General features: G+C 76.2%; 13 protein-coding genes and 2 pseudogenes. 4 read left to right on the top strand and 11 right to left on the bottom strand.

All coding sequences use genetic code 11. The features are described from left to right. Positions 1-1,083: a polyprenyl synthetase family protein gene (locus tag ACFFHU_RS19135; protein ID WP_377340772.1), complete on the bottom strand. Its 1,083-nt coding sequence runs from the start codon at positions 1,081-1,083 to the stop codon at positions 1-3. Beyond that, positions 1,080-2,606 (bottom strand): NsdA family TPR-like regulatory protein, encoded by a 1,527-nt coding sequence (locus ACFFHU_RS19130; RefSeq protein WP_377340769.1) that lies wholly within the window; start codon positions 2,604-2,606, stop codon positions 1,080-1,082. Before ACFFHU_RS19130 ends, ACFFHU_RS19135 begins: the two co-directional genes overlap by 4 nt. 215 nt (positions 2,607-2,821) lie before the next feature. On the opposite strand from ACFFHU_RS19130, the gene ACFFHU_RS19125 reads away from it, so the two are divergent. The 3 genes from ACFFHU_RS19125 to ACFFHU_RS19115 all read left to right on the top strand — a co-directional run bounded on the left by ACFFHU_RS19125 (position 2,822) and on the right by ACFFHU_RS19115 (position 4,937). Further along, complete coding sequence (locus ACFFHU_RS19125; RefSeq protein ID WP_377340767.1) at positions 2,822-3,010, top strand: helix-turn-helix transcriptional regulator; 189 nt, start codon at positions 2,822-2,824, stop codon at positions 3,008-3,010. Positions 3,011-3,310: 300 nt separating this feature from the next. Then, the gene (gene metF, locus ACFFHU_RS19120; RefSeq protein WP_377340765.1) at positions 3,311-4,213 is read left to right on the top strand and encodes a methylenetetrahydrofolate reductase [NAD(P)H]; all 903 of its coding nucleotides are present in this window, start codon (positions 3,311-3,313) and stop codon (positions 4,211-4,213) included. Positions 4,214-4,256: 43 nt separating this feature from the next. Further along, on the top strand, positions 4,257-4,937 hold the full coding sequence (locus ACFFHU_RS19115; protein WP_377340764.1) for a CDP-alcohol phosphatidyltransferase family protein: 681 nt from the start codon (positions 4,257-4,259) through the stop codon (positions 4,935-4,937). A gap of 172 nt (positions 4,938-5,109) precedes the next feature. On the opposite strand, the gene ACFFHU_RS19110 is transcribed toward ACFFHU_RS19115, so the two are convergent. The 9 genes and pseudogenes from ACFFHU_RS19110 to ACFFHU_RS19070 all read right to left on the bottom strand — a co-directional run bounded on the left by ACFFHU_RS19110 (position 5,110) and on the right by ACFFHU_RS19070 (position 13,180). Continuing rightward, positions 5,110-6,591, bottom strand: coding sequence for a phytoene desaturase family protein (locus ACFFHU_RS19110; RefSeq protein WP_377340761.1), 1,482 nt, complete (start codon positions 6,589-6,591; stop codon positions 5,110-5,112). 81 nt (positions 6,592-6,672) lie between these two features. Then, positions 6,673-7,800, bottom strand: coding sequence for a glycosyltransferase family 2 protein (locus tag ACFFHU_RS19105; protein ID WP_377341220.1), 1,128 nt, complete (start codon positions 7,798-7,800; stop codon positions 6,673-6,675). A gap of 374 nt (positions 7,801-8,174) precedes the next feature. Then, positions 8,175-8,477, bottom strand: a pseudogene (locus tag ACFFHU_RS31760) (carotenoid biosynthesis protein); the annotation flags it as partial. A 126-nt stretch (positions 8,478-8,603) separates the two neighbouring features. Continuing rightward, positions 8,604-9,026: pseudogene (locus ACFFHU_RS19095) on the bottom strand (carotenoid biosynthesis protein); the annotation flags it as partial. A gap of 80 nt (positions 9,027-9,106) precedes the next feature. Then, the gene (locus ACFFHU_RS19090) at positions 9,107-9,658 is read right to left on the bottom strand and encodes a GNAT family N-acetyltransferase (protein ID WP_377340758.1); all 552 of its coding nucleotides are present in this window, start codon (positions 9,656-9,658) and stop codon (positions 9,107-9,109) included. A gap of 37 nt (positions 9,659-9,695) precedes the next feature. Then, positions 9,696-10,418: a monooxygenase gene (locus ACFFHU_RS19085; protein WP_377340756.1), complete on the bottom strand. Its 723-nt coding sequence runs from the start codon at positions 10,416-10,418 to the stop codon at positions 9,696-9,698. 67 nt (positions 10,419-10,485) lie between these two features. Continuing rightward, the gene (locus ACFFHU_RS19080) at positions 10,486-10,974 is read right to left on the bottom strand and encodes a YbaK/EbsC family protein (protein WP_377340755.1); all 489 of its coding nucleotides are present in this window, start codon (positions 10,972-10,974) and stop codon (positions 10,486-10,488) included. A 123-nt stretch (positions 10,975-11,097) separates the two neighbouring features. Continuing rightward, the gene (locus ACFFHU_RS19075; RefSeq protein WP_377340754.1) at positions 11,098-11,658 is read right to left on the bottom strand and encodes an FMN-binding protein; all 561 of its coding nucleotides are present in this window, start codon (positions 11,656-11,658) and stop codon (positions 11,098-11,100) included. Between the two features lie 124 nt (positions 11,659-11,782). Beyond that, positions 11,783-13,180 carry a ferredoxin reductase family protein gene (locus tag ACFFHU_RS19070; RefSeq protein WP_377340751.1) on the bottom strand — a complete coding sequence of 466 codons (1,398 nt, stop codon included), beginning with the start codon at positions 13,178-13,180 and terminating at the stop codon, positions 11,783-11,785. A gap of 513 nt (positions 13,181-13,693) precedes the next feature. On the opposite strand from ACFFHU_RS19070, the gene ACFFHU_RS19065 reads away from it, so the two are divergent. After that, complete coding sequence (locus ACFFHU_RS19065) at positions 13,694-14,140, top strand: SAV_6107 family HEPN domain-containing protein (protein WP_377340750.1); 447 nt, start codon at positions 13,694-13,696, stop codon at positions 14,138-14,140. The last annotated feature ends 28 nt before the right edge of the window (positions 14,141-14,168 follow it).

The raw sequence follows: 14,168 nt of genomic DNA, 5'->3' as shown, positions 1-14,168 counted from the left end.
TCAGTCGGTCCGGCGGGTGGCCACGTAGGCCAGGTCGATCAGGACCTGCTCGGCCTCCGCGTCCAGCTCCGCCCCGGCCAGGGCGGCCACCGCCGTCTCGGTCAGGTCCGCGATCCGCTCCTCGGTGCGGGCCAGCGCACCGCTGTCCCGGATCACCCCCCGGAGCCGGTCCACGAGCTCCGGGTCGAGGTTCGGATCACCCAGCCGGCCCGCCAGCAGCGCGCGGCCGGCCGGATCCGCCGCCCGCAGGGCCGTCGCCACCAGCCAGGTGCGCTTGCCCTCCCGCAGGTCGTCGCCGGCGGGCTTGCCGGTCTGGCCGGGGTCGCCGTACACGCCCAGGATGTCGTCCCGGAGTTGGAACGCCTCACCCAGCGGTAGCCCGTACGCCGAGTAGGCCCGCCGGACCGGTTCGGCCGCGCCCGCCAGCGCGGCGCCCAGCAGCAGCGGCCGCTCCACCGTGTATTTCGCCGACTTGTACCGGGCGACCTTGCTGGCCCGCTCGACCGAGTCGTCGCCGCTGACCTGGGCGACGATGTCGAGGTACTGCCCGACGGTGACCTCGGTGCGCATCTCGTCGAAGACCGGCCGGGCCCGGGCCACGGTGGCCGGGTCCAGGCCCCCGGAGTGCAGCAGCTCGTCCGACCAGACCAGGCTCAGGTCGCCCAGCAGGATCGCCGCGGCCTCCCCGAAGGCGTCCGGGTCACCGGCCCAGGCGGCCGCGCGGTGCCGCTCGGCAAACCGCCGGTGCACGGCCGGTTCGCCCCGCCGCGTGTCCGAACTGTCGATCAGGTCGTCGTGGATCAGCGCGCTGGCCTGGACGAACTCCAGCGCCGCGAGGCTGGTCACCACCTGGTCGGAGTCGATGCCCCCGGCGCCGCGGTAACCCCAGTAGGCGAAGGCCGGCCGCAGCCGCTTGCCGCCGCCCAGCACGAACGCCTCGAGCGCCTCGGCCACCGGCAGCAGCACGTCGTCGACCGCGGCCATCCACCGGCGCCGGTCGGACAGGAACGCGGCCAGCGCCTTGTCGATCCGTTGGCGAAGGCCGGCGCGGTCGACCGGCGGGACGGAGGCTGCGGATGTCACCCCATGACGCTATCGGTTCCCCTTCCGCCGCGCGGTCGTGGCCCGGCAGCGGCCGGTCGTGCCGGCCGGGGTAGCCACGCGCCGACCGTCCGGGTGGCGTCGAGATGCCGGCGCACCCGCGGCTCGGCGCGGTGGACCGCCAGCCGCGCCCGCAGCTGGGCCAGCTCGGTCACGGCGCGGGCCGAGCCGGCCCGGATCGTGGCCAGCAGCGCGGCGTCGGCGGCCGCACAGGCCCGCTCGAGGTCGCCCAGTTGCAGCCAGGCCCGGGCCCACCAGACGCCGTAGACGGCCCTGCCGCGCGGGCCGGTGCTGTGCCGAACCGCCGCCGCGAGCAGCGGCTCGGCCCGTCGGGGCCGGCCCGCCGCGGCCAGGCAACGGCCGGTCATGGCGGCCAGCTCCGCGGTGTCGAGCCAGTAGAGCCAGCCCGGTTCGCGGTCCGGAGCGCGCTCGGCGCCCGCCCGAACGGCCGCCGCGAGCGCCGCCCCGGCCAGCTCGCGCCGGTTGCCCAGCGCGGCCGCGAACGCGAGGCGGTGCAGCAGCAGGGCCCGCAGGCCGGCCGGCGCGGCCGGGTCGAGGCCGGCCCGGCCGATCCGGGCCAGCCCCAGCGCCGACTCCGCGTCGCCGAGGCCGGCCAGCAGGTGGCTCGCGCAGCTGATGACGTACGCCGCGAGCGCCCGGTCGCGAGCGGCGGTCGCCATCCCCAGCGCCCGCCGGTACGCCTCGAGCGCGGCGACCGGGTCCCCGGCGTCGGCGGCCAGCCATCCGGTGAGCTGGACCGCCTCGGCCGCGATCCGCAGCTCGGGCCCGGGCGCGGCGGCCGCCTCCGTCGGCTCGACGGGCCGGGTGACGCCGGAACCGGCCGGCCGCTCGGGCTCCGGGCCGCGCCGCGACGGCGGCCCGATCAGCGGGCCGAGACGCTCCTGACCCAGCCGGAACAGGTCCACGCCGCCGACCAGGTCATCGAGCCTGCGCAGCGCTGCCAGCCCGGCGTCGGCCGATGGGGGCCGTGCCACTCCGGCGTCGGCCGCCGAGTCGTACGCCGCTCCGGCCCGCGGCGGTCCGACGGCGGTCGGCCCCGCGGGTGGGGCGGCGGAAGTCGGAGCGGGGGCGACCCGCGGGTCGGCGAGCCACCGGAGCGCGGCCTGGCGGAACCGGCGTACCGCGCGGCGCAGGTCGGCCAGCTCCCGATCGAGCCCCGGGCCGTGCCCGGTCGCCCGGCTGGCGGCCGCCGCGGCGGCCAGCTCCCCGGCGGGGATGTCCAGCACGGCGGCGAGCCAGCCGAGCCAGAAGTCGCCCGGGACGCGCCGCTCCCGTTCCCATCGGGAGACCTCGTGCCGGGTGATGGTCGGCAGCCCCGCGGCCGCGCAGAGCCGCTCGGCGAGCCCGAGCTGGCTCCAGCCCAGGGCGGTGCGCCGGGCGACCAGCAGCGGACCCAGGGTCGGTGGACCGGCGGTGGGTTCCGTCATCGTCGGGTGCCGCCCGAGGTGGACGTTGGTCGGTTCGGACATGTCTGGCACGGTCATCGGCGGTCCTTGGCTGGGCTGATCGATGCCGACCCCGGTCCGGCGGCACCGCGTGGGGTGGCGGCGCCGTCGGACCCTCTTTCTACCGGCCCGGTACGACATTTCGCCGCCGCGCCGTTGGCGGGGCCAGCCCCTCGGCGTACCTGTTCCTGTTACTGTCCACAAAGCCTTGACCTAGGCCAAGGTGTCAGGTCAACGCTCTAGCGTTTTCTGACATGGAGCTTGTGGGCGCGCACGAGATCCGGGAGATGCTGGGCGGCATCTCCAAGCAGCGCGTCCACGTGATCACCTCGCACCGGAACTTTCCGGAGCCCATCGCGGTGCTGGCCATGGGCAAGGTGTGGCGGCGGTCCGACGTCGAAGCGTGGATCCGCGAGCACCGGCCGGAGCTGGCCGGCGGCTGACCGGTCCGGCGAGCCGTTGGCTGGCCGAGCCGGCCTGGGAGGTCCGGCCGGCCCGCCGGCGGGGCGCTGGGCCGCCAGCGAGGCGCTGGTCGGGCCGCCAGCAGGGCGCCGGTCGGACCGCCAGCCAGGCGCCGGTCGGGCCGCCGGCGGGGCGCCGGTCGGCCCGTCCTCGAGGCCCCGTCCAGCCCGCTCCGAATCCCCCGCGAGCGGGCCTCGGATACCGGTCGAGCGGCGTCAGCGGGCCGCGACACAGGGTGGGACGCGGGTGGCGTGGCGGCCTCCGGGCGGTAGTGTCGGCTCGTGGCGCTTGGTCTCCCTTCGGTCCTCCCCCGGTCGCAGCCGTCGATCGGCGAGCTGATCAGTGGTGGGACGACCTTCTCGTTCGAGTTCTTCCCGCCCAAAACGGCGGACGGCGAGCGCACGCTCTGGCAGACGATCCGCGAGCTCGAGCCGCTGCTCCCGTCCTTCGTCTCGGTGACCTACGGCGCCGGCGGTTCGAGCCGGGACACCACCGTGGCGGTCACCGAGCGGATCGCCACCGAGACCACCCTGCTGCCGATGGCCCACCTCACGGCCGTCAACCACTCGACCGCCGAGCTGCGCAACGTGATCGGCCGGCTGGCCGCCGTCGGGGTCCGCAACATCCTGGCCGTCCGTGGCGACCCGCCGGGCAACCCGAACGGCGAGTGGGTGCAACATCCCGAGGGCGTTCTGTACGCCGAGGACCTGGTCCGGCTGGTGCGCGAGGCGGGCGACTTCAGCGTCGGCGTGGCCGCCTTCCCGTACAAGCATCCCCGCTCGGCCGACGTGGAGACCGACACCCGCAACTTCATCCGCAAGTGCCGGGCCGGCGCGGACTTCGCGATCACCCAGATGTTCTTCGACGCCGACGACTACCTGCGGCTGCGCGACCGGGTCGCCACGGGCGGCTGTGACACCCCGATCCTGGCCGGGGTGATGCCGGTGACCCAGCTGGGCACGATCGAGCGGTCGGAGCAGCTGTCCGGGGCGCCGTTCCCGCGCCACCTCGCCGAGCGGTTCGAACGGATCTCCGACGACCCCGCCGCGGTGCGCCAGCTGGGCATCGAGGTGGCCGACGAGATGTGCCGGCGGCTGCTTGACGAGGGCGTTCCCGGCATCCACTTCATCACCCTCAACCGTTCCACGGCCACCCGCGAGGTCTGGCGCCAGCTGCGCGGCTGACCCCGGTTGCCCGCCACTGTTCGCCACCGTGCACCGTTAGGGCGTGGTGGGCACACCGATGAGCTGGGACGAGTACGCGGCGGCCTGGTCGAGGCTGCACGGCGGCTTCGACCCGCGGGCCGCGACGCCGGTGGTGCGCGGCTGGATCCGCTCGGCCTACCTGCTGGGGTACGTCCTCGGCAGGCTCCGCGTGTCGCCCGGGGCCGTCACGGTGGCCGGGATGGTGATCTGCCTGGCGGTGCCCGTCACGGCCGCCGGCTCGGCCGCGGGTGCGCTGGTGGCGGCCGTGCTCGTGCTGCTCGCCGGGGTCGCCGACAGCGCCGACGGCGCGGTCGCGGTGGTGACCGGCCGCGCCAGCCGGCTCGGGTACGTCTACGACTCGGTGGCCGACCGGTTCGGTGAGGCCTGCTGGCTGGCGGCGTTCTGGCTGGTCGGCGCCCCCGGTCCGCTGGTGGCGCTGGCCGGCGCGCTCTCCTGGCTGCACGAGTACGTCCGGGCCCGGGCGGTCTCGGCCGGGATGCGGGAGATCGGCACGGTAACCGTGGGGGAGCGGCCCAGCCGGGTGGCGGTGGCCGCGGTCGGGCTGCTGGCGGCGGGCGCCGCGGGGCTGATCGAGCCCGACCTGGCGGCCGGCACGATGACCGTGGCCACGACGATCTGGGCCCTGCTGGCCGGGTTCGGCCTCAGCCAACTCCTCGCCGCCGTCCGCCGCGCCCTCCTCTAGCACCGCCCCCTCCCGCACCCCGTCCCACCCCGGGCCCCCGCCCCCTCCGCGATCTTGCACTTTTGGCCCCGACAAAAGGCGCATGTACCGCGAAGGGGAGGCCCAAAGTGCAAGATCGACGCGGGAGCGCGGGAGCGCGGGAGCGCGGGAGCGCGGGAGGGCGGGAGGGGGGTCAGGCGGGGCCGATGGTGTTGGCGACGATCTGGGCCGACAGGGTGACCATGGGGAGGCCACCGCCCGGGTGGGTCGAGCCGCCGACCAGGAACAACCCCTGTGCCGGCCCGCGGTTGGGCGGCCGGAGCAGCCCGCCGGCCGTACCGTAGATCGTGCCGCCCGGCGCGCCGGTCGCCCCGGCGAGGTCGGCCGGGGTGCGGACCTCGGAAAAGACCAGCCGGTCCCGTACGTCCACCCCGCGCTCGGCGAGCACCGCCAGGATCCGGTCCGCGTACGCCTGCGCCACCCCCGGCCGGCGCCAGTCCACGGCTCCGGTCGAGGTGCCCTGCCGGGCCGCGTTGACCAGCACGAACCAGGACTCGTGCCCGGCCGGCCGGACCAGCGGGTCGTCGGCCACCGTGACGAACACGGTCGGGTCCGCCGCCGGCCGGGCCGGCCGCCCGCGCCCCGGCGCTCCGAACACCGCGTCGAATTCGGCGTCGTAATCCTGCGGGAAGAACACGTTGTGATGCGCCAGTCCGGACGGGCCGCGCACCCCGAGCAGCAGCACGAAGCCGCCCAGGCTGCGGTCGGCGAGCCGGGCCAGCCGGGCCGGGCTGGGCAGCAGGTCGCGGTAGACGGTGAGCGCGTCCACGTTGGCCACCACCACGTCGGCGCGGACCGGCGCGGCCGCGCCGGCGAGGCGTACCCCCTGAACCCGGCCGCCCGCGGCGTCGATGGCGGTCACCGCGGCGCCGGTCTGGACGACCACGCCCAGGTCCAGGCACCGGGACAGCAGCGCGTCGGCGAGGGTGCCCAGCCCACCCCGCAGGTACCAGCCGCCGAACGTTAGCTCGGCGTACGGGATGGCGACCAGCGCGGCCGGGGCGCGCCGCGGGTCGGCGCCGGTGTACGTGGCGTACCGGTCGAGCAGGGTACGCAGCCGCGGGTCGCGGAGGTAGCGCCGGCCCAGCCCGCGCAGGGTCCGGCCGGGGGCGATCGCGGCGAGGTCGCCCAGCCGCCAGGCCAGCGGGGCCAGCGACAGCGGCGAGTCGATCCGACGATGCAGGATGTCCCGCCAGGAGGCGTCCCAGACCCGGCCGGCGCGCCGCCACAGCCGCTGCCAGTCGTCGGCGGCCGCCGGCCCGAAGGCCGTCCCGATCCGCTCGGCGAACACCGCCGGGTCGGCGCAGGAATCCAGGGTGCTGCCGTCGGCGAAGCGGTGCCGGACGATCGGGTCGAGCGGCACGAGGTCGAGGTATTCGTCCAGCTTGGCGCCGGTGGCCTCGAACAGCTCGGCGAACACCTGCGGCAGGGTGAGCAGGCTCGGACCGGTGTCGAAGGCGAACTCGCCGACCGGCGTCGATCGCGCGTACCGGCCGAGCTTGCCGCCGACCACGTCGGAGCGCTCGTAGACGGTCACCTCGTGCCCGGCCGCGGCCAGCCGGGCGGCCGTCGCCAGCCCGCCGACCCCGGCGCCGATCACCACCACCCGGCTCAAGCTTCCCGCCCCCCGCACGTGCGTTAAAAGGGGGCCCTTCCTATACGGAAAACGATAAGAAGGGGCCCTTCCTTATGGCTCCTACAGCACCGGTCGGCCGCGCCAGGACAACCGGCGGGTCCTGCGCAGATGGTACGACCGGAACGTGAGCCAACCGAGTAGCGCCACCGAGACGGGATGTGCCAGCGCGTCCGGCCAGGACCGCCCGCCGGTGGCCCGGGCGCTCAGCACCCGGCCGGCCACCCCGAGCAGGTAGCCGGCCAGCGCCACCAGCGCCACCCGGCCGGCGCCGGCCAGCGCGGCGGCCACCGCCAGCAGCGGCGGCACGGTGTACAGCGCCAGCAGCGCCGCCACCACCGCCGCGGCGGCCACCGGCGAGCCGAAGCTCGCCCACAGCGACTTGGTGTAGCCGTCCCGCAGCTGCGCCCACGAGCCGTACATCCGGCAGGACGCCAGTCCGGACCCGTCGGCCAGCGCGATCCGGCCACCGGACCGCTTCACCGCGCGGGCCAGCTCGACGTCCTCCAGGATCCGGTCCCGCACCGCCGCATGCCCGCCGGCCGCGGCATAGCCGGCACGATCCAGCACCAGGAACTGCCCGCCGGCCGCGGCCAGCGACGGCCGCCGGGACCGTTCCATGGCCCGCAGCGGCAGGAACGTCAGCCACAACCACTGCAGCAAGGGCTGCGCCAGCCGCTCGCCCGCCGTGCCCGCCACGATCCGCGGGTACGGCGACAGCAGCGTCACCCGCGCGCCGCGCAGCTCGGCCACCGCGGCGGCCACCGCGTGCGGGGCGAGTACCACGTCCGCGTCCACGAAGACCAGCACCCCGGCCGCCGGGTCCGCGTGCCGGGCCAGCTGATGACAGGCGTACGGCTTTCCGAGCCACCCGGCCGGCGGTGGCGTGCCGGTGACCAGCCGCAGCCGCCGGTCGCCGGCGGCCACCCGGCGAACGACGTCCGCGGTGCCGTCGGTGGAGCCGTCGTCGAGCACGATGATCTCCAGCCCGGGCACATCCCGCTGGGCCAGCAGGGCGCGCAGGCACGGCGTCACCCGGTCGGCCTCGTCGCGCAGCGGCAGCAGCACGGCGACCCGCCCGGCCACCGCGCCCGGCCGGGCCGGCGGGCGGCGCAGCCAGCGGCCCGCGTTCACGGCCGCGTGCGCGGTGAGCCCGGCCACCACGGCCGTGAGCGCCACCGCGACCGCCAACCCCCCGCTCACCCCGGCCCCTCGCCGCGTCCGGCCCCGGCCGTGTCCCCGGCGGCGGCGTTCCCGGCGGCCGCGTTCCGGGGGGCGGCGTTCGGGGCGGCCATGTTCCCGGCGGCGGCGTTCCCGGCGGCGGCGTTCCGGGCGGCCGCGTTCCGGGCGGCCGCGTCCCCGGCGGGACGGGCCCGGCGCAGCCGCACGGCCAGCGGGACCGCGACGGCGCCCATGGCCAGCGCTCCCCACAGCGCCGAGGCGGGCAGTCGCAGGAACACCGCGTGCGCCAGCACGCTGGAGCAGTAGGTCCACAGGTACAGCGCGTACATCGGCGCGTCGCCGGCGCCCGCGAGGCCGATCCGGGCCGCCGGACCGCCGCCGGCCGGGTGGTTGCCCGCCGGGTCGCTGCCCGCCGCCGGGCCGGCGGCGGGGCGGAGCAGGGCCATCAGCGCGACGGCGAAGAGCAGCCAGCCGAGGTAGTTGCTGACCGGGATGTCCGGCACGCCAGGCAGCGCTGGCGTGCGGTCGTACCAGGTCCAGTAGCCCTCGGCGACCATCTGCGGATCGAGGAAGACGTCCCAGGCCGCCAGGCCCAGGCCGGCCAGCAGCACCCGCGCGGCGGCCCGGGCCGGCCGCTGCCGTGAATCTTGGACCGAAACCGTCGGCTGCGAACGGTTTCGGTCCAAGATCTCGTCGCGGTCGCGGTCGCGGTCGCGGTCGCGGTCGCGGTCGCGGTCGCGGTGGCGGTGGCGGTCGGCGGCGTCCGCGTTGCCGGCGACGGTCGCGGCGGTGGTTGTCGCGGCGGTGGTGGTTGTCGCGGTGGTCGTGGCCGGTCGGGTCAGCCGGACGGCGGCCAGCCAGGCGGGCCAGGCCATCCAGGTCCACGCCAGTGGGATCACCAGCGGAACCCCGGCCAGCTCCGGTCCGAGCGCGCCCGGATAGTCGTACCGGCCGAACGGGACCCCGGTGGCCACGCCGAGCGCCTCGACGGCGAACCCGCCTCCGGTGGTCACCAGCACCAGCGCCGCGGCCACCCGCGGACCCCGGCTGAGCAGGGCGTGCGACACGGACAGCAGGTAGCCGAGCAGCACCGTGGCCACGGTCAGCCGGGCCCGGGCCGGGCCGGCGGTGAGCGGGTAGCAGATCTGGGTGAGGATCAGCACGCCGAGCAGCAACCAGGGCAGCCCGGGCCGGCCCGCCGCGGGCCGCCGGCCCGCCCCCGACCGGCGGGCCACCGCCGGCTGCCGGCTGCCGGCCCGCCACCAACCAGCCGGCCGAGGCGTTTGCGGCCGCGCCGGGTCGACCGCGCCGCCGGTCATCGTGCTGGCCGGTCCAGCGGGAGCTCCCGGCCGAGCACCGCGAAGGCGCGGTCGTCGCCGGGGAAGTAGAAGTCGCGCAGCACGTCCACGAAGCCGAACCGGCGGTACAGCCGCCAGGCCCGGGAGGTCCGCTCGTCGGCCTCGGGCGTGGACAGCAGGGTGGTGGCGCCGTCGGCCATCCCGAGCAGCCCCGACAGCTGCCGGGCGCCCAACCCGTGCCCCTGGGCGGCCGGCCGGACGTGCAGCTCCACCACCTCGAAGCAGTCCGGGAACCACAGCTTGCGTTGCTCGTCGGTCAGCGCGCCGAACACCTGGTCGTGCCACCACTGGCCGGGCGCGGAGAGGTACCCGTACCCGAAGCCGGCCAGCCGGCCGTCCGTGCCGAGCGTGGCCACTGCGCGGAATCCGGGGCGCCGCAGGTGGGTGGCGATGTAACCGCGGCGGGCCTCCAACAGCTCGGCGCGGTAACCCATCGCCTCGCCGTAGACCGCCACCACGTCGTCCAGCCGCCGGGACAGATCGTCCGGCCGCCACGGCACCAGCCTCATCCTCGTCCGCTCCTTGTCCCTGGCCGCCCGGTGTGGGTCACCCTTGTCCTCCGTCCGCCGTCCAGCCGAGCACCGCCCGGTCACCGTGGACCGCCCGTACGGCGAACCGCGCGAACAGCTCCTCGGCGTACCAGCGCGCCACCGGCGTACGATCGACCGCGGCCCGGTGCTCCGGCCGACGGTACGCGAAGTTGACCAGGTCAGCCGAGCTGCGCCACACGCTGACCGTGCCCTGCCAGCCGAGCGGCGCCTCGCCGACGCCGAACCGGGCCAGCAGGCCGGGCGCGCCGGCCAGCGCCGCCGCCACCGGCGGCACGGCCCGCCAGAAGACGGCGGCGCGGGCCGGTCGCAGCCGGGCCCTGGTCAACGCCAGCACCGGACCATCGGTACGCCCGCCGGGCGGTTCGCCGAACGGCTCGACCCCGGACCACCGGCCGCGGCTGGTCAACGGTCGCAGGTCGAGCCGGGCCGCGCCGGTGGCGATCGCCGCCCACGCCCGGCCCACCGGGGTGTCGTCGAAGCCGGCCGCCCGGTCGGGGTCGTCCCACACGGCCAGCGCGGCCCACCGGGTGAGGTCGGCGTCGGACGGGCCGAAGCCGGTGCCGGTCCCGGTGCCGAGCAGCTTGCCGAACCGTACGCCCGGGGTGGCCCGCAACCGGCGCGGGTCCAGCGCCATCCGCAGCAGCGCCCGGGGCAGCGCGCCGGGCGGGGTCCGCCACACGTGCAGCGTGACCAGCTCCGGTACGCCCGGTCCGGTCATGACGGCTGCTCGCTGCGCGCAGCGCCGCCATGCGGCCCAACCGCGCCGGGGCGGACGATGCGCTCGCTCACGCCACGTCGGCCGGGGTGCCCGAGGTGATCCGGACGAGCTCGGCGTACGTGGTGGGGAAGACGGCCCGGGGCACACCGCCGGCCGCCCAGATCTCGTCGTACCGCGCCAGGTCGGCGTCGACCAGGGTGCGCACCGGGGCAGGATGGCCGAGTGGGGCGACCCCGCCGATCGGCTGGCCGGTGTGTTCCCGGACGAACTCCGGGGTGGCCCGCTTGAGGCTGGTCACGCCGATCCGCGCGGCCAGGCCCGCGGTGTCCACCCGGTGCGCGCCGCTGGTGAGCACCAGCAGCGGCGCCCCGTCCGCGTCGAAGATCAGCGAGTTGGCGATCTGCCCGACGGTGACGCCCAGCGCATCGGCCGCGGCCTGGGCGGTGTGCACCGCCTCGGGCAGCAGACGGACCTTGGTCGGGTGGCCGGCGCCGTCCCGGGCGCCCGCCGTGGCCAACGCGTCCTGCACGGCCAGCACGTTCGGATGCGACTCCATCCCTCCATCTTTCCCGTCCCACCCGTCCGCCCGGACGCCGGGCCGGGCGGACGGATGTAGATCTTGGAATTCCGGTGCCTCGCGCGGGCACCGGAATTCCAAGATCTGTGGCTGCTTCGGCGGCTACCCCCGGTGGGCGGCGTCGAGGGCGGCCTGCAGCGACTCGACGTACCCGTCGCTGGTGACCGTGGCGCCCGAGATGGCCTGGATCCGCGCGCTCTGCGCGGCCAGCGCCTCCTGGCGCAGCGCCGGCACGGCGTAGTCGTTGATCTGCTGGTCCCGGAAGTTGCCGTCGGGCACCTGGAGGGCCCGGACGTCGGTGATCTTTCCGCCGGAGACGGTGATGCTCACCTGCACCGGCCCCCACCGGGTCTGCGCCACCGAGCCGTCGAAGCTGCCGTTCTTCGCGGCGCCGCCCGAGGACGAGCCCGGAGACGTGCCGGACGATCCGGACGATCCGCTCGTGCCGTCGTCGGAACCGGTCCCGGAGCCGGTGCCGCTTCCGGTGCTGCCCGGGTCGCCCGTACCGCCGGATCCGTCGCCCGACGCGGAGCCGGCGGTGTCGCCGGTGGCCGCGGCCACCGCGGAGCTGCCGCCGCCCACGCCCATGGTGCTGGTGCGGTAGCTGAACAGCAGCACCAGCGCGGCCACCGTCGAGACCAGCCAGAGGGTGATCCGTCGCATCCTGAGTCTCCCTGCTCGTTCGTCGTGCCGCCGGGTCCGTCGGACCCGGCGGGTCTTACCGTGCGGGGTCCACCGGGCCCGGCGGGTGTCACCGTGCCGCCGGGTCCGTCGGATCCGGCGGGTCTTACCAGGCGAAGCGTTCGAGGTGTACGTGCGGCGCCGGCACCCCGGCCGCGGTCGCCGCGTCGCGGGCCGCCGCGGTCCACTCCTCGGGGCCGCAGACGTAGACGTCGTGCCGGTCGAGGTCCGGGGCGATCCAGCGCAGCGCGTCGACGTCGGAGACGTGCGCGGCGTCGCGGGGCAGCCAGGACCGCCGGCGGGCGCGGGGTCCGAGCAGGTAGTGCACCCGCACCCCGCGGTACGCCGCGAGCCGCTCGATCTCCTCCCGGAACGCCAGGTCGGCCGCGGTCCGGGCCCGGTAGACCAGCACCGCCTCGCCGGGGGCGTACGGCAGCTCGTGCAGCAGCGCCAGCAGCGGGGTGATCCCCACCCCGCAGGCCAGCATGGTCACCGGCCCGCCTCGCCAGGTCTCGCCGGTGAGCCGCCCGTACGGCCCCTCGATCAGCACCCTCGTGCCGGGCCGCAGCCCGGCCACCCGGGAGCTGCCGTCGCCGAGGTCCTTGACCGTGATCCGCAGCCGGTCGCCGTGCGGCGGCGCGGACAGCGAGTACGGGTGCGCCCGGGACCAGCCGGGGCCGTCCAGAAAGCGCCAGCAGAAGAACTGTCCGGCCCGCACCGGCAGCCGGTCCAGGCGCCGGCCGCGCAGGTACACCGACGTCACCCCGCGCCCCTCCCCGACCACGGCGGTGACCTCCAGCCGGTGCCGGGCGCTGCGCCAGGCCGGCACGCCGAGCCGGAACACCAGCACGCTGCCGGCGGCGCCGATGTAGAGGGCCCACCAGTAGGCGCGGGCGGCCGGCGAGGAGACGAAGTCGGCGCCGGTCCAGAGCTGGTGCGGCAGCGCCAGGGCGGTGCCGAGGTACGCGTACAGGTGCAGCAGGTGCCAGGACTCGTACCGCAACCGGCGGCGGGCCGCGCGCAGCGAGGTGACCACCACCATGACCAGCAGCGCCAGCGCCGCCGTGGCCAGCAGCATCCCCGGGTACGACGCGACCAGCAGCCAGATCTGCGCGAGCAGCCCGGTGCGGGTGGTGGTCGCGTACCCCACGGTGATCAGCAGCACGTGCCCGAGCAGCAGGTTGAACGAGGTGAACCCGGCCAGCCGGTGCCAGCGGGCGATCCGGTCCTGGCCGTAGCTGCGCTCGATCCAGGGAACCCGGGCCATCAGCACCACCTGGATCAGCATCAGGTCGGCCGCGAGCAGTCCGGCGAGCCGGCCCGCCGAGGTGAGGCCCGGCCCGGCGCCGCCGGTCAGCTCCTGCAGTCCTCGGTTCGCCACCCACAGGGCGGTCACGATGACCAGGCTCAGCAGCCCGGCGCTGCCGGCCAGGTCCGCCCACCAGCGCGGGGTGACCGGGAGCCGGCGGCCGGCGCGCGGCGGGGCCAGGGTGGCGGTGCTCATCGGGCCGACCGGTACGTCGTCGAATCGCTCATGACTCGATGGTGCTGCGCCGGGGTTGGCGGAATCTTGCCCGAAGCTGTGACCCGACTGTGAGAGCGATTCATCCAGACCCGCTCCGCCGACGTTGCGTTTTTGTCGGAGGCACGGTGTACTGTCAGCAGTAGTTAGAACGAGTGTTCGATCAGCTCGTACGCTCGTGCTAACGGAGGAGGCGGTGTTCGCGGCACGGTCTTCTCCGGTGCGGTTTTCGCGGACCGCACGGGTCCGGGCAGTCGCGAGCCCGGCCCACCAGGCAGGACCGTCGTCCGCCGCCCTCCGACCCCCGGGCGGCGGGCGACGGGCCCGCCGGCTCGGCCGGCCGGGTGTGGTGTGGGGAAGCGTCCACATCCGGCCGGCGAGCATCGACCGGTGCGTCTTCCTCGCGCGCCGGCTGGCTTCACGACCATGCGGCGCGCCGTGCCGACCGACGACCGGCCGGCGGCGACGATCAGGTGACGCGGAGGAGACCAGGCCATGCCGACCAGTCCGGTGCCGACCGTGCCGGCGCACATGCTGCCGCATCGCACCCCGGCCCAGTTGCTCGCGATCGCCCGGCGCGGGCTGGTCGAGGCCGCCCAGACCCGACCCGACGGCCTGCGGTACGCCGCTGCCCACCTCGCCGCGCTGCGGGCCGCCGCCGCGGTGCTCGCCGCCCGTGCCCGGCCGGCGCCGGTCCGCCGGCAGCGGGTCACCAGCGCCTGGGCGTTGCTCGTGGTGGTGGCCCCCGATCTGGGGGAGTGGGCCTCCTACTTCGCCGCCGGCGCGAGCAAGCGGGCCGCCGCCGAGGCCGGCATCCCTCGGGTGGTGACCGCCCGGGAGGCGGACGACCTGCTGCGTTCGGCGGAGCAGTTCGTGACGGTCGTCGAGGACGCGCTCGGCGTTCCGCACCAGCCCGCGTTCGACGGGTTGGCCGTGGCCTGAGCCGCCCGGCGGCCCGTGGCCTGAGCCG

It is taken from the genome of Plantactinospora siamensis (genome assembly GCF_042434095.1).
Classification (GTDB): Bacteria; Actinomycetota; Actinomycetes; order Mycobacteriales; family Micromonosporaceae; genus KBS50.
This window is presented reverse-complemented; position numbering and strand designations above follow the sequence as displayed.